Genomic DNA, 19,749 nt, shown 5'->3' with positions numbered 1-19,749 from the left:
GGCTTACTTGGCCGAAGGCGGCTTGGCCACGGAACACAGGCGGATCGAGTCGGCGAGGATCTCGATGGCCTTGGGCCGCGGGAAGCTGGCGCGCCAGGCAATGGCAACGGTGCGGAACGGCACGGGCGCCGTCATCGGACGGACTTCGATCACCCCAGGGGCATAGTGATGGCTGTCCACCGCGGACAACGGCAGGATCGAAATGCCCAGGCCCGACGCGACCATGTGGCGGATGGTTTCCAGGGAGCTGGACTCCACCGTGGTGTGCTTGGCGCCTTCGCTGCCCTTGGTCAGGGTCGGGCAGGCTTCGAGCACCTGGTCACGGAAACAGTGGCCCTCGCCGAGCAGCAGCAAGCTCTTGTCGTTGAGCAGGCCGGCGTCGATGGTCTTTTTCTGGGTCCAGGGATGCTGGGCCGGCATCAACACGTAGAACGGCTCGTCATAGAGCGGCAGGGTCAGCACGTCGGCTTCGTTGAAGGGCAGGGCGATGATGATCGCGTCCAGCTCGCCGTTGCGCAGCTTGTCCCGCAGCACGTGGGTGAAGTTTTCTTCGATGTACAACGGCATCTGCGGGGCGACCCGGTGCAGTTGCGGGATCAGGTGCGGGAACAGGTACGGGCCGACGGTGTAGATGGCGCCGACTTTCAACGGAGCGGTCAGCTGGTTCTTGCCGGCCTGGGCCAGTTCGCGGATGCCCTGGGCCTGCTCAAGCACTTTCTGCGCCTGGGCCACGATGCCTTCACCCACTGGCGTCAGGCGCACGGCGCTCTTACTGCGCTCGAAAATCAGCACGCCGAGTTCATCTTCCAGCTTTTTCACCCCCACCGACAGCGTCGGCTGGCTGACATGGCAACGCTCGGCCGCATGGCCAAAGTGCTGCTCTTGGGCGAGGGTCACGATGTAGCGTAATTCTGTGAGGGTCATGGCGAGCGTCCGTGAAGTTGCGAGCCAAGCATACCGGCTGCAATCGATAGACGCACGTTATCAGAGTGGGGGCGCGGTGTGACACTGCCTAATGTCTGTCCGGTCGTTGCTGGATAACTGATCGTTCCCACGCTCCCGCGTGGGAACGCAGCCCGTGACGCTCTGCGTCACACCTGCTTGCGGCGCGCCAAGGCTGGAACGCGGAGCGTCCCTTGAGGCATTCCCACGCGGAGCGTGGGAACGATCAGCGCCGACGTTTCTCGATGGAGTACACAAACGGCGCCACGATTTCGACAGAGCCGTTGGTCAGCATGTCGACCGGTGGCTTGGGCAGCGGCTGGGCGTCGCGGATCATGTCCAGGGTGGCCTTGTCCAGGGACTCGGTGCCGGCGCTGTCCACCAACTTGAACGACAGCACGTTACCTTCGGCATCCACCACGAAGCGCAGGCGGTTGGTGCCTTCCTTGTTCATCTGCCGGGCCCGCATCGGGTACTTCTTGTACTTGGCCAGATGCGCCAGCAGCGTGCCTTGCCAGTTGGCCTTGGCCGCCATTTGCGCCGGCGACGGGCCAGGGGCCGGTTGCGCGGATTTCTCGCTCGGGGCCTGGGTCGGCTGGGTGTCGCTCGGCTTCTTCTCCGACGGCTCTTCCTTCGGCGGCTCGGGCTTTTTCTCTTCCACGGGCTTGGGCTTGGGCGGTTGAGGCTTCGGCTTGGGCTTGACCGGCTTGGGCACGGAGATTTCCGGCTTCGGTGCTTCGGCGAGTTTCGGCAACGGCAGTTCTTCAACCGGCTCCGGCGGCCGCGGCGGCGTGACGACTTTCGGCGGCGCCGGCGGTGGCGGTGCCGGCAGCGGTGCCAGCTCGACCATCATGGCCTGGGGCGGCAATTCGATCGGCGGGTGCGACGTCCAGTTCAGCGCCAGCGCAATGGCGAGCGCATGCACGCCCAGCACCACGGCCAGACTGGCGCCGTACCGCGTCAGCTTTTGGTGCGTCGTGATCATTTTTTCGGCGCCGTCTCGAGTCCGACCAGGCCAACCTTCAAGTAGCCGGCGCCGCGCAGGGCGTCCATCACACTCATCAGGTCGCCGTAGTCTACGCCCTTATCGGCCTGGAAGAAGATCGTCGTGTCCTTCTTGCCCTGGGTCTTGGCGTCGAGGGTGGCACCGAGGGTTTCGGCCTTGACCTCGTCTTCCCCCAGGAACAGGCGCTGGTCGGCCTTGACGCTGAGGAACACCGGTTTCTCGGGCCGCGGCGATGGCTTGGCCGTCGACGCCGGGAGGTCAACCTTGATGTCCACGGTCGCCAGCGGGGCGGCCACCATGAAGATGATCAACAGCACCAACATCACGTCGATGAACGGCGTGACGTTGATTTCGTGGTTCTCGGCCAGATCGTCGTCTGCGCCTTCCTTCAAATGCAAGCCCATGGCTGATTACCCCACTTTCACCATGTGCGGTTGCGAGTTGCGCTCGGTCGGCTGGTGGTCAAGGTCGCGGCTCACCAGCAGCAGCACCTCGGCCGAAGCGTCGGACACCTGGGCCTTGTAGCCGGCGATGGAGCGGGCGAACACGTTGTAGATGACCACGGCAGGAATCGCCGCCACCAGCCCGAGGGCGGTTGCCAGCAAGGCTTCGGCGATGCCGGGGGCGACGACGGCGAGGTTGGTGGTCTGGGTCTTGGCGATGCCGATGAAGCTGTTCATGATGCCCCACACGGTGCCGAACAGGCCCACGAACGGCGCCGTGGAGCCGATGGTGGCGAGGACGCCGGTGCCGCTGCTCATGTTGCGACCGCAGGCCGCCACCAGGCGCTCGAGGCGGAAGCTCACGCGTTCCTTGATGCCTTCTTTCTCGCGGCTGTTGGCCGACAGGCGCATTTCTTCGAGCGCGTCGTGCACCAGCAGGTTGGCGAGGGTGCCTTCCTTCGCCGCCGTAGCGCTGGCTTCCTTGAGGGTGGTGGCTTTCTTCAGGGCCGCGATTTCACCGCGCAAGCGACGCTTGGCGCCCATCAGCTCGAAGCCTTTGGCGATCCAGATGGTCCAGGTGATGATCGAAGCGATCGCCAGGCCAATCATCACCAGTTTCACGATGATGTCGGCGTTCTGGTACATGCCCCATGGGGACAGGTCGTGGGCCATGCCCAGGGAGTTGTCGGCTTCGAGCACCTCAGGGGCGTCGGTTGCCACGGCCTGGACCGGTTCGCCGGCCGCTGGCGTTGCCACGGGGGCGGCGGCTTCGGCTGGCGCCTGGGTGGCGGCCGGCGCGGTGGCTGGGGTCGTGGCCGGCGTCTGTGCGTCGGCGAATGCGGCGGCCGGTGCCAGCAGCAGGCTGCACAGCAGGGCGGCCACGGCGCCCCAGGCGCGAGGTCGGTTGGTTGGCGAAGCGGAGGATAGAGAGCGTTTCATGCTGGCCGGACCTGAGAAGTAAAAAGTCGATGTTCTTCCAGGCCTCGTGAGGCCGAGAACAAAAGTGGGGTGCATTATTGCAAGTAATTCTTGTTAACAAAAGTAATACAGTATCTTTTTTTCCTGCATTCCTAGCCGCCCGTCTCTTCCGCACGCTAGTCTGCGGCTTTACCCGAGGAGAGCTCGATGTCCGTTTCTTCTGTTTTGATCGCCGGTTGCGGTGATATCGGCGGCCGCCTCGCCAGCCAATTGCTGGCCGAACATTGGCAGGTCTATGGCTTGCGGCGCTCGGTTTCGAGCCTGCCGGCTGGGGTTATCGGGGTGGCGGGGGATCTGTTCAGCGCGCAATGCCCAGCCGCCTGGCCGACCGGGTCGCTGGATTACCTGGTGTACAGCGCCGCCGCCACCGACCATGACGAAGCGGGCTATCGGGCGGCCTATATAGAAGGGTTACAACATGTGTTGGGCTGGCTGAAGCAGCACGGCCAACAGCCCAAACGGCTGCTGTTCGTGTCCAGCAGCAGCGTGTACGGGCAGAAGGCGGGGGAGTGGGTCGATGAAACCTCGCCCACCGAGGCCGGCGGCTATTCCGGCCGGTTGATGCTCGAAGCCGAGCAACTGGCCCTCGACAGCGGCATCCCGGCCAGCCGCGTGCGCCTGACCGGCATCTACGGCCCGGGCCGCGAATGGCTGCTGAGCCAGGTGCGCCAAGGCTATCGCGTGGTGGTCGACCCGCCGCTGTACGCCAACCGCATCCACGCCGACGACGCCGCAGGCTTGTTGGCGTTCCTGCTGAAAGCGGATCGCCAGGGCAAACCCCTCGACGACTGCTACATCGGCGTCGACGATGCCCCCGCCGCACTGGCCGAGGTGGTGGGCTGGCTGCGCGACTACATGGGCGTCACCGACTGGGCCGAAGACGCCAGCGTGCGCCGCGCCGGCAGCAAGCGCTGCAGCAACGCCCGAGCCAAAGCCCTAGGCTGGACCCCACGTTACCCGAGCTTTCGCGAAGGCTATGCGGCGATTCTGGAAGGGCGTTGCTAAAAGGCCCGTGAGCCAAACGCAGATCCCCTGTGGGAGCGAGCCTGCTCGCGATAGCGGTCTGTCAGTCGACATCAACATTGACTGTTCCGGCCTCATCGCGAGCAGGCTCGCTCCCACAGGTTTTTGGCTTGGCTGACAAGCCCAAAGCCCCTCACCACCAGGACGAAACACTCCCCAGAGCATCACGCAACTGCGCCGCCCCGATATTGCGACGTCCCGGATCCAGCGCTAGCGCCATGCGCAACGCCGGCCAGCAGCGCCTGGGCAGGTTGGGTGGGGCCTTGAGTTCGCCTTCCAGTCCGTCATTGCGGGCCTGGTTCGAAGGCAAACGGCGGAAAGGGTGTTTGCCGCTCGCCAGCTCATACAACACGCACGCCACACCATAGACATCGGCCCCCGCCGACAGCGGCAAGCCGTCCAACAACTCAGGCGCGGCATAGCCTGGGGTCCAGGCGTTGAGGCGGTTGCGATTCAGGTGGGGCAGGTCTTTCAAGGGGCCCTCCGTTGCCAGGCCCAAGCCGAAATCGAACAGGCGCACGCCGTCTTCGCTCAGCATCACATTGCTTGGTTTCACATCGCCGTGCAGACCGTCCCGCCTGGGCGCGACTCAGTGCCTGACTACCGTGCTTCCGCCGAGCCACACATCCTTGCGCCTTTGCCTACAACTACGCCAGAATTCGCCCGCTTGTGCGCCTTGTTCCTGGGCTTTATCGTTTTCCTGCCACTGCCCATCAGTGGTCGGGTTTAGTAGCCCGGTAGTTAACATCGGCTGCATGAGTCTCATCTGTCAGGCATTGCCTGCACTTATGGTGGCTGTGCGCATGGCGCCTTTGGGCGCGCCGGGTTTCCGTTGACTTTACCGGTCTACTAACTTGCGCACAGCTGCCACCCTCATTCGTTTAGTAGCGAGAAGGTTGCAGCCCTACTACTAAAGGAAAGTCGATGTTCAAAATAACTCCGAATCCTCCAGAAGCAGACCCTACCTCGCCCTCTGCCGACGGCATCAATGTTCAAAAACTGGACGCCGCCGCTAAACGTGCCCTGGATTTCTATTTGCTACCGAAACCGGGGAAGGCTGAGTCCACCACCCAGCCGGGCCAGCTATTCACCGTTGTAGAAGACGTCGATACCGAATGCCTGCTCGCTAACCTCAGTGAGACTTTGGCCTCGGCTGATGCAATGGTCAGTGATTTGGCATTCGAACTGGATGGCTCGCGCCGTCACGTTGCTCTCGGCATTCAGCAACTGATCGAACTGAGTTCGTTGCTGGCGAACCGGGCGCTAGATAATGTTGAACCGCGGTAGAGGTTAGCTTCTAAATAAAAACCCGGCGCATTGCGTCGGGTTCACATAATCCACAGCTATATTATTGTTGAATTTCTGATTCATATAGACGTTCTTTAGCGACTGCTGTCGGCCAAAAGTAGCCTTTTGCGGGTGGATTTTTACGACCTTTTGCAGCCAGTGGTGATTGGAAAAAATTGCACAGAAGCAAACCTTGGATATGCCGCTATTGCTCCACTATTACAGATAAACGAACAGCTCACTTGCATATAGATATGCTGGATCCAAATTCTTTAGGAAAGGGCTAGTAAATGGTAAAGGATTTCGACTTCTCTAACGAAATTGAGTGTTACGTGGAAGTCTATCATGACGACTACAGCATCCTAGGTGAGGGGCAATTGACATTTGGCGGTGGCAGCTTTATCTGCATACAGCTAGACCTTAACGCTAATTTCAGAGCACCACAAAGAAAGCTTCCGACCCTCAAGGCGAAAACAAAAGAGGGGCGACATTTTACCCTTTTCAATTGCGAAATTGACGACCGATTACTATATGCAGGCTTTATTGTTTGTGGCAATGTCAAAGCTGAAATAAGTGCATTTCATGTTAAGTATGCAGAATTATCTAATTGGTTTTTACATGGTCAAAACATTGTTGGCGAGCTGGGCAAGAGTGTAAGCTGGAAAAACCCATCGCCCCAGCTTTCTATAACTATAAAAATGGCTGACGAAGATTTTTCCTTAAAAACTGAAACATTTAGCAGCTTAACAAAGCGTGGCGAAGATCATGTAATACACGAGCATACACGCTTTATTTTTGAGCGAGCTGAGGGCGTGTTTTCAGTTGATGAGCTCAGGGAGAAAATTTTTGAACTCTCTACCTTGCTATCTCTGCTGACTGCAACTCCTGTATCTATTGCAAATGTGTGGGTTGGTTTTGGTGTGGGTCATCCTATCCCAACCTACTTTCCAGCCTTTAAGAAAATCGACAGAGACTCGTCGAATGGAGCTTATTGGATAAGCTGTTTAACCCAAAGACATTCGCTGGATGATAAATGGCAGTCAATATTCGAGCGGTTTTATACCTCCCACTACCGGAAAACTTCGTGGGTTCGTCTTGCAGGCATGCAACGTTATGAGGGGTTTTGGGAGTTCAAAGTTCTGGGGTATGTGAGTTTGCTTGACGAGTACGTTAGCACCTATGCAGAAATCGCAAATCAAAAAGTGACAAAAGCCGAGAATAAAAAAGTTAAAAAATTCAAAGAGCAGATTAAGCTTTTAAAAACACCTCTGGATAAAGCTCAAATTAAAGATATGGAATCTCTTGTTGAGTCGATTTTCGTGACATCGCGAGAGCTGACATTCAGAGAGAAATATGATTATGCAAAAAGCTTGACAGACGAAAATATCTGCAAAGTCATAAATTTGACGGACGATGACTTTTCGCTAATAAAACGAATTAGGGATAAAATTGCCCATGGGTCTGCGCCAGACCTATCTGATACATCATATCAAGAGCTGCATGTTATAGTTGAAAAGATTACGCTCCTGATGACTTATTGGGCGCATTCCGATCTCGGATTTTCACCCTCTGATTTTGCAATTGCTTTGAAGTACACACACAACCGCCTTCAATTTAACCCGGGGCTCGACAAAATCCATCTCGATCGCATAACCAATTCAGCGGAATTTATTAAAGTTTCAGAAAACCTTTTTAATCGATTTGCCTCTGGTCAAGTCTCGATAGTTAACGCCTGCTTTATTCAAAGCCCGGAAGGAAAATTGGCGTACTCTGAAAGGCACAAAGACATGTACAATGCATGGATTAATAATCAGGCTAAAACGAGCAATTACGTTATTGAAGCTTTTGGATCTGAATCTGAGCGAGTGACAGCGGTCAATCGCTTGTATTTGGAGTGCGGAGAAAAAACAATACGACTACATATGGCATACATTATTAAGGATGTATGATTTCAGGAAGCAATTTGGGGGCTGTAGTCAGGGGAGGGGCGTAATATGGCTCCCTTCATGGCTTTACCAGCTTCACTGTAGCGAAATGTTGAATGCATTGATCGATGCGTCCTAAAAGAGGGTTGAATCCGGAAAAATTTATTTTATGTTTGTTAGGGGCCACAACCTTGCTGGCAAAATACTCCTTGCCGTACTCAGTGTCACTATCAGTCTTATTTTGTTTATTAAATACCTTTCCTCCAAGTTTTGTTGCTCTGGTTTTTTTTGTGAATAAGTCTTCAATTGAACTCTTGTTGCCCTTGCCTTTCAGTGGTGTAAGCACAATATAAAGATTATGTACTACATGTATGAATTCAGCATTCCGAAAGTCGGTGACTGGTAAAGTAACAGGAAAGACTGTTGGGCTATATTTGTTGCCTTTTAAAACACCTTCAATTTTCCCAAATCCATCGTCATTATCTAGGATAATAATAACGGGATGGGTCGGCATGGGCGCTTTATAAAATTTAAATTGCTCATCATAGTCCAGCATAAACTCTTTTAAATATGGCGTTCCACCGTAGAGTTCAAGGAGAAATCTCGTTCGGTTAGTATAATTAATGAAATGAACAAGGAGCTCGTATGGGGCGTTACCGGACTTAGCCTTGGCCAGGCTTGGGAACGCAGCTGCGCGCTTATTAATAGCAGCTTTCAGGTAGACGTTGTCCGTCTTCCCCTCGCATACAATTGTGGGCTTAGTATTACCATAAAAATGCTTATAGAAGAGAAACCTGCTGAATGTACGTTCTCTCCCATTAAGAAGCTTTCTAGTTTTCGATCCATGTTTCGAGAGTTCATACTCCGGATTCAAGAGCGGCTTGCTTCGCTTTCGATTAAAGAAATCTACCTGGTCTATGAAGCTTAACTTTCCCTCCAATACGAAAATACTACCGGCTTGCGGTGGATTTGAACTGTTCTCTAAAAATTTTCCAGTTTGAAATAGTGCATGACACTGCGACTTAACAGTACGCCAATATTCAGATTTGGTTCCGAGTTTTTTGTTAACAATTAACCCTGTGACATCTTGACGAGAGTCTTCGTATTGAATTCTAGTTTTTGTAGAGTTGACACTAAATCCTGCACGTTTGATTTCCGCTGCGAGCCTACTTCCAATAACATATCCAGATGCTCGGTCAGACGTTAGATTACTTGGAAAATCTTTTTTTCGCGTTGATATAGTAATGTCGTCAGCATATCTAGTGTAGGTGCATGAGTTATCCCGTGCCAACGATGCTAGCCTAATGTCAAGCGAATGGGTTATCAAATTTGTTATAACTGGAGAGCACGGGCTTCCTTGGGGCAGCTTGTTGTCGTAGCAAGCAATTTGAGCAATTACTGTCGCTACGGCCGGATCAAGCTGAAAAATTTTATTTGATATGAAATAGCCTCGAACTCTACCAAAATTAAACTGGTCAAAAAAATCCTTTAAGTCAATGTTTAAGACGTTTCTTTTATTAAGATGCATTATTGCATTTGTTAAAATTGAGCGGTCACGCACAAATCCATGGGAAAGAGTTGATTTAAATTTTGGTCCCTTTGAAGTATTTATTTCCTGAATGCAGTCTTGCAGTAAATTGGAGAGAGCGCTCTGAATCGACTTCAGCTCATCGGACGGAGCATAAATAGTACGTACCCCACCACTTTTCTTCGGGATGGTAAAACTCGTATATTGAGTTGTTGGTTTTAGTCTGTAAAGAATATTTGTCAGAAACGAAGCATCAATACCCATCAGCAATGCAAGGTCTGGCTTAGTCTTTGCTAGGCGCAAGGCACTGATCTTTTTCATGTATTGACTTTTTTGATAAAGGAAAGGGGCTTACGGGCACTCCTACGCACTGTGCCAGGACCGTCAAGAATCGACAAGTCACTACAAGGGCAATCCTTTCGGACAATTTTTTCACTGATCGCGATGCGCGATCCAAAATCTGCCCGTAAGCCGAGAGCGAGGTTAACAAACCGTGGAATCCGAAATCAATCTTTTGAAAAAGGTCCGATGTAGTCTGATAACCAGGATTTTCATCACCCATCTATGTGGACTCTAGAGAGATGGCTGTACGTTCGCTTCTGGCCGATAGCCCCTTCCGCGAAGGGCTGCTTCGGGTCGAATCCGTTCGGCCATCTCTGGTTTCCTATGATCTGGTTATTCCAGTTATTCGGGGTTGACGGAGGTGACAACGTTGACCCAAGATTGATCAACAGCTCAGTACAGCTCGCAGGTAATTTTTAGAACCTGCTCGGCGGTCCTGGGCTTTTTTTTGCCTGAAGGAAAAGCACAAGAGCGGTCTCAGGAGGCTCAACGATCACCCCCCTAAACTGACCTGCTCGCGGGCAGGAAACGCTGAGAAGAGATTGCGAATGACGACTTCCATTTTGATATCGGTCAAAAGCTGTTGGCATCAAGCTGGGTATGGACATCACTACCCTTGCGTTGAACAAGTTAGCCGACGTCATGGTGTTGGGCGCGCCTCTTACAAATTAGATCTGTGGCATTCCGAGGCTTGTGGGCAGAAAGGGCAAATTGGTAGGCACTGAGCTTACTTGTGGTGATGGAGGCGCCCGCCGCTGGATCGGGCGGGCTAGTGCAGGGGGAGCGGATTACTGCTTTTCCAACACCCACTGCCGAGGCCCCGCCGTATACGACGGAATCTCATCCGCCAACGACGCATTCACCGTCTGGAATATCTCCAGTCGCTTGCCATCCCGAGCAAAGATCCAGGTATTCCCAACGCCGTTCTTTTGCAGCCAGATGGTGTCATTGCCGTTGCTCATGGTGGCGCAGTCGCCTGCCAGGCACAGGGCGTAGCGGTCGGTGCCCGGCAGGCCGCTGACTTGGCCGTCGGGTTGGAACTGGACGGTGGCGCCTTGGCCGGGGCCGTTGACGATGTTCCAGGTGCCGCTCAGGTAGGCGGCGTAGAGCGCTCGCTCGAAACTCGCGCCGATGGGGGCGCCTTCCGGGACCTGGACTTGTGCGCGGTCGAAGAGCTGTTGCGGCTCGTTCTCGGTGGCGGCCTGGCTCAGTTGGTTGCCGTCGCGCTTGAGTTCGCTGGCGGCGCTGCCGTAGATGTCGACTTTCCACACGCCGTCGTCTTCGGCCAGCAACTTGCCTTCGACGTTTTCAAAACCGTTGGTGTAGCGCGCCTGGCCAGCCCGGGTGTTGATGTCCCATTCCAGGTTCGGGCCGTAGGCCTGCAGCGCTTCGCGCAGGGGGCCACCCTTGGCGGCAGCGTCGATGGCGGCCTGGTTGATCCAGGTGCCGCTGATGTCACGGTCGGCAGGGTCGCTGGCGCAGCCGGCCAGGAGGAGGGCGAGCAGCGGGAGAGCAAGCGCTTTGCGCATGGGTGGAATCCTTTCAAAACGAAAACGGCGCAGCGGGGGACGCTGCGCCGGCCTTGTTACTCGATGACCAGGATGGCATCCATCTCGACCTGCGCGCCCTTTGGCAGGGCTGCTACGCCGATGGCGGCGCGGGCAGGGTAGGGCTGCTCGAAGTACTTGCCCATGATCTCGTTGACCTTGGCGAAGTGGCTCAGGTCGGTGAGGAAGATGTTGAGCTTGACGATGTCCTTGAACGACCCGCCGGCGGCTTCGGCTACTGCTTTAAGGTTTTCGAAGACCTGTACGGTCTGGGCTTCGAAGCCTTCCACCAGCTCCATGGTTTTCGGGTCCAGGGGGATCTGGCCCGACATGTACACGGTGTTGCCCGCCTTGATCGCCTGGGAATAAGTACCGATGGCGGCTGGGGCCTTGTCGCTGGTGATGACGGTTTTGGTCATGTATGACTCCTTGTAATGGCTGGGCTATTGGGGGTTATGCGCGCATGCGGGTGATGCGGATAACGCCGGTCAGGGCTCGCAGTTTCTTGATCACGCGGGCCAGGTGTACGCGGTCGTGCACGCTGACCACCAGTTGGACGACGCTGATGCGGCCGTCGCGCTCGTCCATGCTGATTTTCTCGATGTTGCCGTCGGCGGCGTTGACGCTGCTGGCCAGCAGGGCGATCAGGCCGCGCTGGTGTTCCAGTTCGACCCGCAGCTCGACATTGAATTCGCCGGTGACATCCTTGGCCCAGGAGAGCTGGATGCATTTTTCCGGATTGTGGCGGATTTCGCTGATGTTGCGGCAGTTGTCCAGGTGCACCACCATCCCTTTGCCGGCGGACAGGTGGCCGACAATCGGGTCGCCCGGGATCGGCGTGCAGCACTTGGCGTAGCTGAGCACCAGGCCTTCGGTACCGCGGATCGCCAGCGGGCCTTCGGGGCTTGGCAGTTGTTCGCCTTCGCCGAGCAGGCGGCGGGCGACGACGTAGGCCATGCGATTGCCCAGGCCGATGTCTTCGAGCAGGTCTTCCACCAGTTCGAGGCGGTATTCCTGGAGCATCGCCTGCACGCGCTCGGTCGGGACTTTTTCCAGCGAGCTGTCGAAGCCGTTTAGCACCTTGTTCAGAAGGCGTTCGCCGAGGCTGATGGATTCGGAGCGGCGTTGCAGCTTCAGGGCGTGGCGGATGTGGGTACGGGCCTTGCCGGTGACCACGAAGTTGAGCCACGCCGGGTTCGGCCGTGCGCCGGGGGCGCTGACGATTTCCACCGTGGAGCCGCTTTGCAGCGGTTCGGACAACGGCGCCAGGCGACGGTTGATCCGGCAGGCGATGCAGCTGTTGCCGACGTCGGTGTGCACCGCATAGGCGAAGTCCACCGCCGTGGAGCCTTTGGGCAGCTCCATGATCCGGCCCTTGGGCGTGAAGACGTAGACCTCGTCCGGGAACAGGTCGATCTTGACGCTCTCGATGAACTCCAGGGAGTTGCCGGCCCGCTGCTGCATTTCCAGCACACCCTTGACCCACTGTCGGGCCCGAGCGTGGGTGCTCTTGGGTTGTTCGTCACCGCTGGATTTGTACAGCCAATGGGCGGCGATGCCGTTGTTGGCCATTTCTTCCATTTCACGGGTACGGATCTGGATCTCGATCGGTACGCCGTGCATGCCGAACAGCGTGGTGTGCAGCGACTGGTAGCCGTTGGCCTTGGGAATCGCGATGTAGTCCTTGAAGCGTCCCGGCAGCGGTTTGTACAAATTATGCACAGCACCCAGCACGCGGTAGCAGGTGTCGACCTTGTCGACGATGATCCGGAACGCGTAGACGTCCATGATCTCGTTGAAGGCCCGACGCTTGCCGCGCATTTTCTTGTAGATGCCGTAGAGGTGTTTCTGTCGCCCGCTGACTTCGCCTTCGATGCCGTCGATGGCCAGGCAGTGGCTCAACGACTCTTCGATCTTGTTGACGATTTCCTTGCGGTTGCCCCGGGCGCGCTTGACGGCCTGGTTGATGCGCGCCGAACGCATCGGGTGCATGGCCTTGAAGCCGAGGTCTTCGAATTCGATGCGGATCGCATGCATGCCCAGGCGGTTGGCAATGGGCGCGTAGATTTCCAGGGTTTCCTTGGCGATGCGTCGGCGTTTTTCACCGGACAGCACTTCCAGGGTGCGCATGTTGTGCAGGCGGTCGGCAAGCTTGACCAGGATCACGCGAATGTCCCGAGCCATGGCCATGGCCATTTTCTGGAAGTTCTCGGCCTGGGCCTCGGCCTTGGTCTCGAAGTTCATCTGGGTCAGTTTGCTGACCCCGTCGACCAGTTCGGCCACGGTTTCGCCGAACTGCGCTTGCAGCGCTTCCTTGGCAATGCCGGTGTCTTCGATCACGTCATGGAGCATGGCCGCCATCAGGCTCTGATGGTCCATGTGCATGTCGGCAAGGATGCCCGCTACAGCAAGCGGGTGTGTGACGTACGCTTCGCCACTGCGGCGGCGTTGGCCGTCGTGGGCTTGTTCGGCGTAGAAGTAGGCTCGGCGGACCAGATTGACCTGGTCCGTGCCGAGGTAGGCCGATAAGCGATCGGCGAGGGCGTCTATGCTCGGCATGATGATGACTCCTGCCGTTTGCTGTGACCCCGCGCCGTGCTACGTCGACCAGGCATAGATTTAGACCGCCTCGTTGGACTCGTCCTCGAACGCTGCGAACAGCGGTTCGTCTTCAACGATTTCAGCGTTGGCGATGAACTCGTAGCTCATCAGGCCTTCGGCGATTTCACGCAGCGCTACCACGGTAGGCTTGTCGTTTTCCCACTGGACCAATGGCTCTTTGCCGCCGGTGGCCAGTTGACGGGCACGCTTGGTAGAGAGCATGACCAGCTCAAAGCGGTTTTCCACGTGTTCTAGGCAGTCTTCAACGGTTACGCGGGCCATGGTATTCCTCGGAGCGAATGCAATATGCGCGCTGCCCGGTTGGGCGAGCGGACTCGACAGTTTAAAAAAACACCAGCGTTTAGGGAAGCGCTGATTTTTTGACCAACCCCCTCGGCGCGCTGCAAGTGCCAATGTAAAGCCGTTGCAGCGGTTTTGGGAAGGGCGGGTCAGCCCAGCAGTTCGGCCAATAATTTACCGAAACGTTGCTGCTGGCGTTTCTGTTGCAGCTGATTGGCGCGGAAAACCGCCTTCAGGTCGTCCAGCGCCTGGGCGAAATCGTCGTTGATGATCAGGTAGTCGTAGTCCACGTAGTGGCTCATTTCGCTGACCGCTTCACGCATCCGGCCTTCGATGATCTCGTCGCTGTCCTGGCCACGGTTGGTCAGGCGCTGGCGCAAGGCCTGCTGGCTGGGTGGCAGGATGAAGATCGAACGGGCCTGGGGCATCAGCTTGCGCACCTGTTCGGCGCCTTGCCAGTCGATCTCCAGGATCAGGTCGTGGCCTTCGTCCAGGGTCTGCTGCAAGTAGCTTTGCGAAGTGCCGTAGAGGTTGCCGAAGACTTCGGCGCGCTCCAGGAAGTCGCCGTGCTCGGCCATCCTGACGAATTCTTCGCGGTCGACGAAGTGGTAGTTCACGCCGTTCACTTCACCCGGGCGCATGGCGCGGGTGGTGTGGGAAACCGAGACGCGGATCTGCGGCTCGGCGTCGATCAGGGCCTTGACCAGGCTGGTCTTGCCGGCGCCCGAGGGCGCGGAAATGATGTAGAGAGTGCCGGTGCTGTGGGTCATGTCGGGTTAGCCTTACTCAATGTTCTGCACTTGTTCGCGCATCTGCTCGATCAACACCTTGAGGTTGACCGCAGCCTGGGTGCTGCGCGGGTCGAAGGCTTTGGAGCCCAGTGTATTGGCTTCGCGGTTGAGCTCCTGCATCAGGAAGTCGAGGCGGCGTCCGGCCGCACCACCGGACTTGAGCACCCGGCGGACTTCGATGATGTGGGTGCTCAGGCGATCCAGTTCTTCGGCCACGTCGCTTTTCTGCGCAAGCATGACCATTTCCTGTTCCAGGCGCTGCGGATCCAGCTCGGCCTTCATGTCGGCGAAGCGGTCCAGGACTTTCTGGCGTTGGGTGGCGAGCATCTGCGGAACCAGTTCGCGCAGGGTCGTCACGTCTGCTTCGATGGAGGTCAGGCGCTCGTTGATCAGCCGGGCCAGTTCCGCGCCTTCGCGCTCACGGCCGGCCTTGAGTTCCTTGAGCCCCTGGTTGAACAGCGCCAGCGCCTCGGCATTCAGGGCCTGGGGGTCGCTGGCATCGCCCACCAGTACGCCGGGCCAGGCCAGGACTTCCAGCGGGTTCAGGGCGGCGGGGTGCTTGATCAGGCTGGCGACGGTTTCGGCCGCTGCCACCAGTTGCGCGGCGCGTTCGCGGTCCACTTGCAATGGCTTGCCGGTGCTTTCTTCGGTAAAGCGCAGGGTGCATTCCAGCTTGCCCCGGGACAGGCCTTGGCGCAGTGCTTCGCGCACGCTGCCTTCCAGGTCGCGGAAGGATTCGGGCAGGCGCAGGTGCGGCTCCAGGTAGCGGCTGTTGACCGAGCGCAGTTCCCAGCTCAGCGTGCCTTGGGCGCCGGCCTTTTCGACGCGGGCGAAGGCGGTCATGCTGTGCACCATGGGAGGTTCCTCGCAATGCAGGCCGGGCACGACCGGGGTCGTGGCGCCTGGAGTCTGTGGATAAAAAGCCGACGGGCAGCAAAGGCGCAGGATTGTAGCGCAGTGAGGCGCATGCCCCCAAACCGTGCCTGTGACAAAGCGCTGCAGCCCGTCGGGCGGGTCTTTGAGGCGGCGGTTTTTAAAACGGCGCGACGTTTTAAACTGCCCTAGGACGATTCGCGGCTTTATAATGCCGGCAGTTTTCCGTCCTCTGTACAGGTGTTCCCTATGAAACGTCCAAGTGGTCGCGCTGCCGATCAGCTCCGCTCGATCCGCATTACCCGCAACTACACCAAACACGCCGAGGGATCCGTACTGGTCGAATTCGGTGATACCAAGGTCATCTGCACCGTCAGCGTCGAAAACGGCGTGCCTCGGTTCCTCAAGGGCCAGGGCCAGGGCTGGTTGACGGCCGAGTACGGCATGCTGCCGCGCGCCACCGGTGAGCGGAACCAGCGCGAGGCTAGCCGTGGCAAGCAAGGCGGGCGAACCCTGGAAATCCAGCGCCTGATCGGCCGTTCGCTGCGCGCCGCCCTGGACATGTCCAAGCTGGGTGACGTGACGCTGTACGTTGATTGCGATGTGATCCAGGCCGATGGCGGCACCCGCACCGCGTCCATCACCGGTGCCATGGTTGCATTGGTCGATGCCCTGAAAGTGATCAAGAAGCGCGGTGGCCTCAAGGGCGGCGACCCACTCAAGCAGATGATCGGCGCGGTCTCCGTGGGCATGTACCAGGGCGAGCCGGTGCTGGACCTGGATTACTTGGAAGACTCCGCTGCCGAGACCGACCTGAACGTGGTCATGACCAGCGCTGGCGGCTTCATCGAAGTCCAGGGCACCGCCGAAGGCGCGCCATTCCAGCCTGAAGAGCTGAACGCTATGCTGGAACTGGCAAAGAAAGGCATGAGCGAAATTTTCGAACTGCAAAAGGCCGCCCTGGCCGATTGATCTACAGCGCTTCAGACAAGGAGAGCGTCATGAGTGATGAACAAGTGGTACTGCCCCAGCCGGATAGGGAGGCGCGTCAGTGGGCGATGTTCTGCCACCTGTCCGCCTTGTCGGGCCTGGTGATTCCGTTCGGTACGCTGATCGGGCCGCTGGTGCTCTGGCAGATCAAGCGCGAATCCGATCCGTTCATCGATGCCCAAGGCAAGGAAGCGCTGAACTTCCAGATCACCGTGGCGATTGCCTCGCTCATCAGCTTCCTGTTGATGATCGTGGTGATCGGCTTCTTCCTGTTCGGGCTGATCGCCATCGGCGCGCTGGTGCTGACCATCATCGGCGGGATCAAGGCCAACGAAGGGCAGCCGTATCGGTACCCGTTTACCTGGCGGGTGATCAAATAACGATCAATGCATAACCCTGTGTGGGAGCGAGCCTGCTCGCGAAAGCGGTGGGTCAGTCAACATCGATGTTGAATGTTGAGCCCTCATCGCGAGCAGGCTTGCTCCCACAGGGGGAAGTGATTGCCCACAAAAAACCGACAGTGCTGTCGGTTTTTTTGTATCTGCGAAACGACCCTTAGATCGTCAGCGTCCAGTCGTAATCCACGATCAGCGGCGCATGCTGCGAGAACCGTGGCTGGCGCGGCAAGCGGGCGCTGCGGACGAAACGGCGCAGGCCAGGCGTCAGCAACTGGTAGTCGAAGCGCCAACCGAGGTTGAGCATCTCGGCCTGTTCGTTGTCCGGCCACCAGCTGTACTGGTCGCCTTCGCGGCTGACTTCGCGCAGGGCGTCGACATAGCCCATGTTGCCGATGATCTCGTCCATCCAGGCCCGTTCAGGCGCCAGGAAACCCGGAGATTGCTGGCTGTCGCGCCAGTTCTTGATGTCCAGCTTCTGTTGCGCCACGTACAGCGAGCCACAATAGATGTACTCACGACGTTTGCGCCGCTGCTTATCCAGGTAACGGGCGAAATCGTCCATCAACTTGAATTTCTGATTCAAATCTTCATCGCCGTTCTGCCCCGAAGGGAGCAGTAAGGTCGCGATGCTGACCTTGTCGAAATCGGCTTGCAGGTAGCGCCCGTAGCGGTCCGCCGTCTCGAAACCGAGACCGTTGATGACAGCCTTCGGTTGCAGCCGCGAGTACAGAGCCACGCCACCCTGGGCGGGGACTTCGGCATCGCAGGCATAAAGGAAGTAACCATCCAGTTGGAAGGCTGCATCGTCCAGTTCAAAGGCGGAGGCGCGGGTGTCCTGCAGGCAGATGACGTCGGCATTCTGTGCTTGCAGCCAACTGAGCAAACCACGCTCCACTGCAGCCTGAATACCATTGACGTTCACACTGATGATCCGCATAAATGGCCCCAAAAATCACGTGCGTGTATGATACACGCCGTGTACCTATTTAGCTAAATCCGCGGTATTTGAGGCTTTTTTTCATGCAGGCGTATCAGCGCGATTTCATTCGCTTTGCCATCGATCGCGGGGTTTTGCGCTTCGGTGAGTTCACCCTCAAGTCCGGGCGCACGAGCCCGTACTTCTTCAACGCCGGCCTGTTCAACAGCGGTTCCGCCCTGGCCCAGTTGGGTCGCTTCTATGCGGCGGCCATCGTCGAGAGCGGCATCCCGTTCGACGTACTGTTCGGCCCGGCCTACAAAGGCATCCCGCTGGCCGCCACCACCGCCGTCGCCCTGGCCGAACATCACGACCGCGACCTGCCCTGGTGCTTCAACCGCAAGGAAGCCAAGGCCCACGGTGAAGGCGGCAGCCTGGTGGGCGCGCCGCTGACCGGTGACGTGCTGATCATCGACGACGTGATCACCGCCGGCACCGCCATCCGCGAAGTGATGCAGATCATCGCTTCCCAGGACGGCGCCAAGGCCGCCGGCGTGCTGATTGCCCTGAACCGTCAGGAGCGTGGCAACGGCGAGCTGTCGGCGATCCAGGAGGTGGAGCGCGACTTCGGCATTCCGGTCATCAGCATCGTTTCGCTGACCCAGGTCCTGGAGTTTTTGGCCGACGACCCGCAGCTCAAGCAGCATTTGCCGGCGGTCGAGGCTTATCGGGCGCAGTTCGGCGTCTGAACGGTTTGCACAATCCCCTGTGGGAGCGAGCCTGCTCGCGATAGCGACTGATCATCCGACATCGATGTCGACTGATCCACCGCTATCGCGAGCAGGCTCGCTCCCACATGGGATATTTCGCAGGTGATTGGCACAAAAAAAGACCCCGCTCAGCCAGGCTGAGCGGGGTCTTTTTCATGGGTATTGCTTAAGCGCGCTTGCGATTGCTGATCAACGTACCCACGCCAGTATCGGTGAAGATCTCCAGCAGGATCGCATTCGGTACCCGGCCATCGATGATCAGCGAGCTCCCAACACCGCCCTGCACCGCTTCCAGCGCGCAACGGATCTTCGGCAACATGCCGCCGTAGATGGTGCCGTCCGCGATCAGATCGTCGACCTGTTGGGTCGACAGACCGGTCAGGACCTTGCCCGACTTGTCCATCAGGCCGGCGATGTTGGTCAGCAGCATCAGCTTTTCAGCTTTCAATGCTTCGGCGACCTTGCCGGCCACCAGGTCGGCGTTGATGTTGTACGACTCGCCGTTGGCGCCCACGCCGATAGGCGCGATCACTGGGATGAAATCGCCCTTGACCAGCAGGTTCAGCAGGTCGGTGTTGATCCCGACCACTTCGCCCACCTGGCCGATGTCGATGATTTCCGGCTGGGTCATTTCCGGCGTCTGGCGGGTGACGGTGAGTTTCTTCGCCCGGATCAGCTCGGCGTCCTTGCCGGTCAGGCCGATGGCGCTGCCGCCATGGCGGTTGATCAGGTTGACGATGTCCTTGTTGACCTGGCCGCCGAGGACCATTTCCACCACGTCCATGGTCTGCGCGTCGGTGACGCGCATGCCATCGATGAAGTGGCTTTCGATCGCCAGGCGCTTGAGCAGGTCGCCGATCTGCGGGCCACCGCCATGCACCACCACCGGGTTGATGCCCACGGCCTTCATCAGCACGATGTCGCGGGCGAAGCCGGTCTTCAGCTCCTCGCTTTCCATCGCGTTGCCGCCATATTTGATCACCAGGGTCTTGCCGACGTAGCGTCGGATATAAGGCAACGCTTCGGACAAGACCTTGGCGGTGTTGGTGGCGGCTTCGCGTTCGAGGGTCATTCAGGGCTCCAGTGGCG

Annotated in this window: 19 protein-coding genes and 1 pseudogene; 6 read left to right on the top strand and 14 right to left on the bottom strand. The window is 57.8% G+C overall.

The window, feature by feature from the left end; all coding sequences use genetic code 11:
* Positions 1-3 precede the first annotated feature (3 nt).
* The 4 genes from N005_RS18965 to exbB all read right to left on the bottom strand — a co-directional run bounded on the left by N005_RS18965 (position 4) and on the right by exbB (position 3,330).
* On the bottom strand, positions 4-924 hold the full coding sequence (locus N005_RS18965) for a hydrogen peroxide-inducible genes activator (protein WP_041024076.1): 921 nt from the start codon (positions 922-924) through the stop codon (positions 4-6).
* A gap of 244 nt (positions 925-1,168) precedes the next feature.
* A complete protein-coding gene (locus tag N005_RS18960; RefSeq protein WP_047702595.1) occupies positions 1,169-1,927 on the bottom strand; it encodes an energy transducer TonB in 759 nt (252 codons plus the stop codon).
* A complete protein-coding gene (gene exbD / locus N005_RS18955) occupies positions 1,924-2,352 on the bottom strand; it encodes a TonB system transport protein ExbD (protein WP_003206888.1) in 429 nt (142 codons plus the stop codon). The genes N005_RS18960 and exbD overlap by 4 nt, the downstream gene beginning before the upstream one ends.
* 6 nt (positions 2,353-2,358) lie before the next feature.
* Positions 2,359-3,330: a tonB-system energizer ExbB gene (gene exbB / locus N005_RS18950; RefSeq protein ID WP_047702594.1), complete on the bottom strand. Its 972-nt coding sequence runs from the start codon at positions 3,328-3,330 to the stop codon at positions 2,359-2,361.
* Between the two features lie 186 nt (positions 3,331-3,516).
* Between exbB and N005_RS18945 the strand changes: the two genes are divergently transcribed.
* Positions 3,517-4,374 (top strand): SDR family oxidoreductase, encoded by an 858-nt coding sequence (locus N005_RS18945; protein ID WP_047702593.1) that lies wholly within the window; start codon positions 3,517-3,519, stop codon positions 4,372-4,374.
* 151 nt (positions 4,375-4,525) lie between these two features.
* Here the strand turns inward: N005_RS18945 and N005_RS29110 are convergent.
* A pseudogene (locus tag N005_RS29110) lies at positions 4,526-4,978 on the bottom strand (protein kinase domain-containing protein); the annotation flags it as partial.
* 338 nt (positions 4,979-5,316) lie between these two features.
* Here N005_RS29110 and N005_RS18935 point away from each other — a divergent pair.
* A complete protein-coding gene (locus N005_RS18935; protein WP_041024070.1) occupies positions 5,317-5,679 on the top strand; it encodes a DUF6124 family protein in 363 nt (120 codons plus the stop codon).
* A gap of 332 nt (positions 5,680-6,011) precedes the next feature.
* Positions 6,012-7,628, top strand: a complete 1,617-nt coding sequence (locus N005_RS18930) for an ApeA N-terminal domain 1-containing protein (RefSeq protein WP_144402699.1) — start codon at positions 6,012-6,014, stop codon at positions 7,626-7,628.
* A gap of 55 nt (positions 7,629-7,683) precedes the next feature.
* On the opposite strand, the gene N005_RS28345 is transcribed toward N005_RS18930, so the two are convergent.
* The 7 genes from N005_RS28345 to N005_RS18895 form a co-directional block, all read right to left on the bottom strand.
* Positions 7,684-9,453, bottom strand: a complete 1,770-nt coding sequence (locus tag N005_RS28345; protein ID WP_055128796.1) for a retron Ec67 family RNA-directed DNA polymerase/endonuclease — start codon at positions 9,451-9,453, stop codon at positions 7,684-7,686.
* 809 nt (positions 9,454-10,262) lie between these two features.
* Entirely contained in the window at positions 10,263-11,003 is a 741-nt protein-coding gene (locus N005_RS18920) for a hypothetical protein (RefSeq protein ID WP_047702590.1), read from the bottom strand.
* A gap of 56 nt (positions 11,004-11,059) precedes the next feature.
* Positions 11,060-11,440 carry a RidA family protein gene (locus N005_RS18915; RefSeq protein ID WP_024780260.1) on the bottom strand — a complete coding sequence of 127 codons (381 nt, stop codon included), beginning with the start codon at positions 11,438-11,440 and terminating at the stop codon, positions 11,060-11,062.
* Between the two features lie 34 nt (positions 11,441-11,474).
* Positions 11,475-13,580 (bottom strand): bifunctional GTP diphosphokinase/guanosine-3',5'-bis pyrophosphate 3'-pyrophosphohydrolase, encoded by a 2,106-nt coding sequence (spoT, locus tag N005_RS18910; protein WP_041023882.1) that lies wholly within the window; start codon positions 13,578-13,580, stop codon positions 11,475-11,477.
* A 60-nt stretch (positions 13,581-13,640) separates the two neighbouring features.
* Positions 13,641-13,904, bottom strand: coding sequence for a DNA-directed RNA polymerase subunit omega (rpoZ, locus tag N005_RS18905; protein ID WP_003177259.1), 264 nt, complete (start codon positions 13,902-13,904; stop codon positions 13,641-13,643).
* Between the two features lie 167 nt (positions 13,905-14,071).
* Entirely contained in the window at positions 14,072-14,692 is a 621-nt protein-coding gene (gmk, locus tag N005_RS18900; RefSeq protein ID WP_047702589.1) for a guanylate kinase, read from the bottom strand.
* A gap of 12 nt (positions 14,693-14,704) precedes the next feature.
* The gene (locus N005_RS18895) at positions 14,705-15,568 is read right to left on the bottom strand and encodes a YicC/YloC family endoribonuclease (RefSeq protein WP_047702588.1); all 864 of its coding nucleotides are present in this window, start codon (positions 15,566-15,568) and stop codon (positions 14,705-14,707) included.
* 267 nt (positions 15,569-15,835) lie between these two features.
* Between N005_RS18895 and rph the strand changes: the two genes are divergently transcribed.
* Both rph and N005_RS18885 read left to right on the top strand, forming a co-directional pair.
* Positions 15,836-16,558: a ribonuclease PH gene (gene rph, locus N005_RS18890; protein WP_024780256.1), complete on the top strand. Its 723-nt coding sequence runs from the start codon at positions 15,836-15,838 to the stop codon at positions 16,556-16,558.
* A gap of 29 nt (positions 16,559-16,587) precedes the next feature.
* Positions 16,588-16,956, top strand: a complete 369-nt coding sequence (locus N005_RS18885; protein WP_047702587.1) for a DUF4870 domain-containing protein — start codon at positions 16,588-16,590, stop codon at positions 16,954-16,956.
* A gap of 175 nt (positions 16,957-17,131) precedes the next feature.
* On the opposite strand, the gene N005_RS18880 is transcribed toward N005_RS18885, so the two are convergent.
* Positions 17,132-17,911, bottom strand: a complete 780-nt coding sequence (locus N005_RS18880; RefSeq protein WP_013694557.1) for an exodeoxyribonuclease III — start codon at positions 17,909-17,911, stop codon at positions 17,132-17,134.
* A gap of 83 nt (positions 17,912-17,994) precedes the next feature.
* Here N005_RS18880 and pyrE point away from each other — a divergent pair, with 83 nt between their 5' ends.
* Positions 17,995-18,639, top strand: coding sequence for an orotate phosphoribosyltransferase (gene pyrE, locus N005_RS18875; RefSeq protein WP_047702586.1), 645 nt, complete (start codon positions 17,995-17,997; stop codon positions 18,637-18,639).
* Between the two features lie 187 nt (positions 18,640-18,826).
* On the opposite strand, the gene argB is transcribed toward pyrE, so the two are convergent.
* Positions 18,827-19,732: an acetylglutamate kinase gene (gene argB / locus N005_RS18870; RefSeq protein WP_041021292.1), complete on the bottom strand. Its 906-nt coding sequence runs from the start codon at positions 19,730-19,732 to the stop codon at positions 18,827-18,829.
* Between the last annotated feature and the right edge of the window lie 17 nt (positions 19,733-19,749).

The sequence above is a fragment of the Pseudomonas mediterranea CFBP 5447 genome, from assembly GCF_000774145.1.
Lineage (GTDB): Bacteria > Pseudomonadota > Gammaproteobacteria > Pseudomonadales > Pseudomonadaceae > Aquipseudomonas > Aquipseudomonas mediterranea.
This window is presented reverse-complemented; position numbering and strand designations above follow the sequence as displayed.

What these genes read in the sequence shown, in the direction of transcription:
- N005_RS18915 (WP_024780260.1), bottom strand. Translation starts at nt 11,440, where the DNA reads ATGACCAAAACCGTCATCACCAGCGACAAGGCCCCAGCCGCCATCGGT.
- argB (WP_041021292.1), bottom strand. Translation starts at nt 19,732, where the DNA reads ATGACCCTCGAACGCGAAGCCGCCACCAACACCGCCAAGGTCTTGTCC.
- exbD (WP_003206888.1), bottom strand. Translation starts at nt 2,352, where the DNA reads ATGGGCTTGCATTTGAAGGAAGGCGCAGACGACGATCTGGCCGAGAAC.
- N005_RS28345 (WP_055128796.1), bottom strand. Translation starts at nt 9,453, where the DNA reads ATGAAAAAGATCAGTGCCTTGCGCCTAGCAAAGACTAAGCCAGACCTT.
- N005_RS18895 (WP_047702588.1), bottom strand. Translation starts at nt 15,568, where the DNA reads ATGGTGCACAGCATGACCGCCTTCGCCCGCGTCGAAAAGGCCGGCGCC.
- N005_RS18945 (WP_047702593.1), top strand. Translation starts at nt 3,517, where the DNA reads ATGTCCGTTTCTTCTGTTTTGATCGCCGGTTGCGGTGATATCGGCGGC.
- rph (WP_024780256.1), top strand. Translation starts at nt 15,836, where the DNA reads ATGAAACGTCCAAGTGGTCGCGCTGCCGATCAGCTCCGCTCGATCCGC.
- N005_RS18965 (WP_041024076.1), bottom strand. Translation starts at nt 924, where the DNA reads ATGACCCTCACAGAATTACGCTACATCGTGACCCTCGCCCAAGAGCAG.
- N005_RS18920 (WP_047702590.1), bottom strand. Translation starts at nt 11,003, where the DNA reads ATGCGCAAAGCGCTTGCTCTCCCGCTGCTCGCCCTCCTCCTGGCCGGC.
- spoT (WP_041023882.1), bottom strand. Translation starts at nt 13,580, where the DNA reads ATGCCGAGCATAGACGCCCTCGCCGATCGCTTATCGGCCTACCTCGGC.
- exbB (WP_047702594.1), bottom strand. Translation starts at nt 3,330, where the DNA reads ATGAAACGCTCTCTATCCTCCGCTTCGCCAACCAACCGACCTCGCGCC.
- N005_RS18885 (WP_047702587.1), top strand. Translation starts at nt 16,588, where the DNA reads ATGAGTGATGAACAAGTGGTACTGCCCCAGCCGGATAGGGAGGCGCGT.
- gmk (WP_047702589.1), bottom strand. Translation starts at nt 14,692, where the DNA reads ATGACCCACAGCACCGGCACTCTCTACATCATTTCCGCGCCCTCGGGC.
- N005_RS18935 (WP_041024070.1), top strand. Translation starts at nt 5,317, where the DNA reads ATGTTCAAAATAACTCCGAATCCTCCAGAAGCAGACCCTACCTCGCCC.
- N005_RS18960 (WP_047702595.1), bottom strand. Translation starts at nt 1,927, where the DNA reads ATGATCACGACGCACCAAAAGCTGACGCGGTACGGCGCCAGTCTGGCC.
- rpoZ (WP_003177259.1), bottom strand. Translation starts at nt 13,904, where the DNA reads ATGGCCCGCGTAACCGTTGAAGACTGCCTAGAACACGTGGAAAACCGC.
- pyrE (WP_047702586.1), top strand. Translation starts at nt 17,995, where the DNA reads ATGCAGGCGTATCAGCGCGATTTCATTCGCTTTGCCATCGATCGCGGG.
- N005_RS18880 (WP_013694557.1), bottom strand. Translation starts at nt 17,911, where the DNA reads ATGCGGATCATCAGTGTGAACGTCAATGGTATTCAGGCTGCAGTGGAG.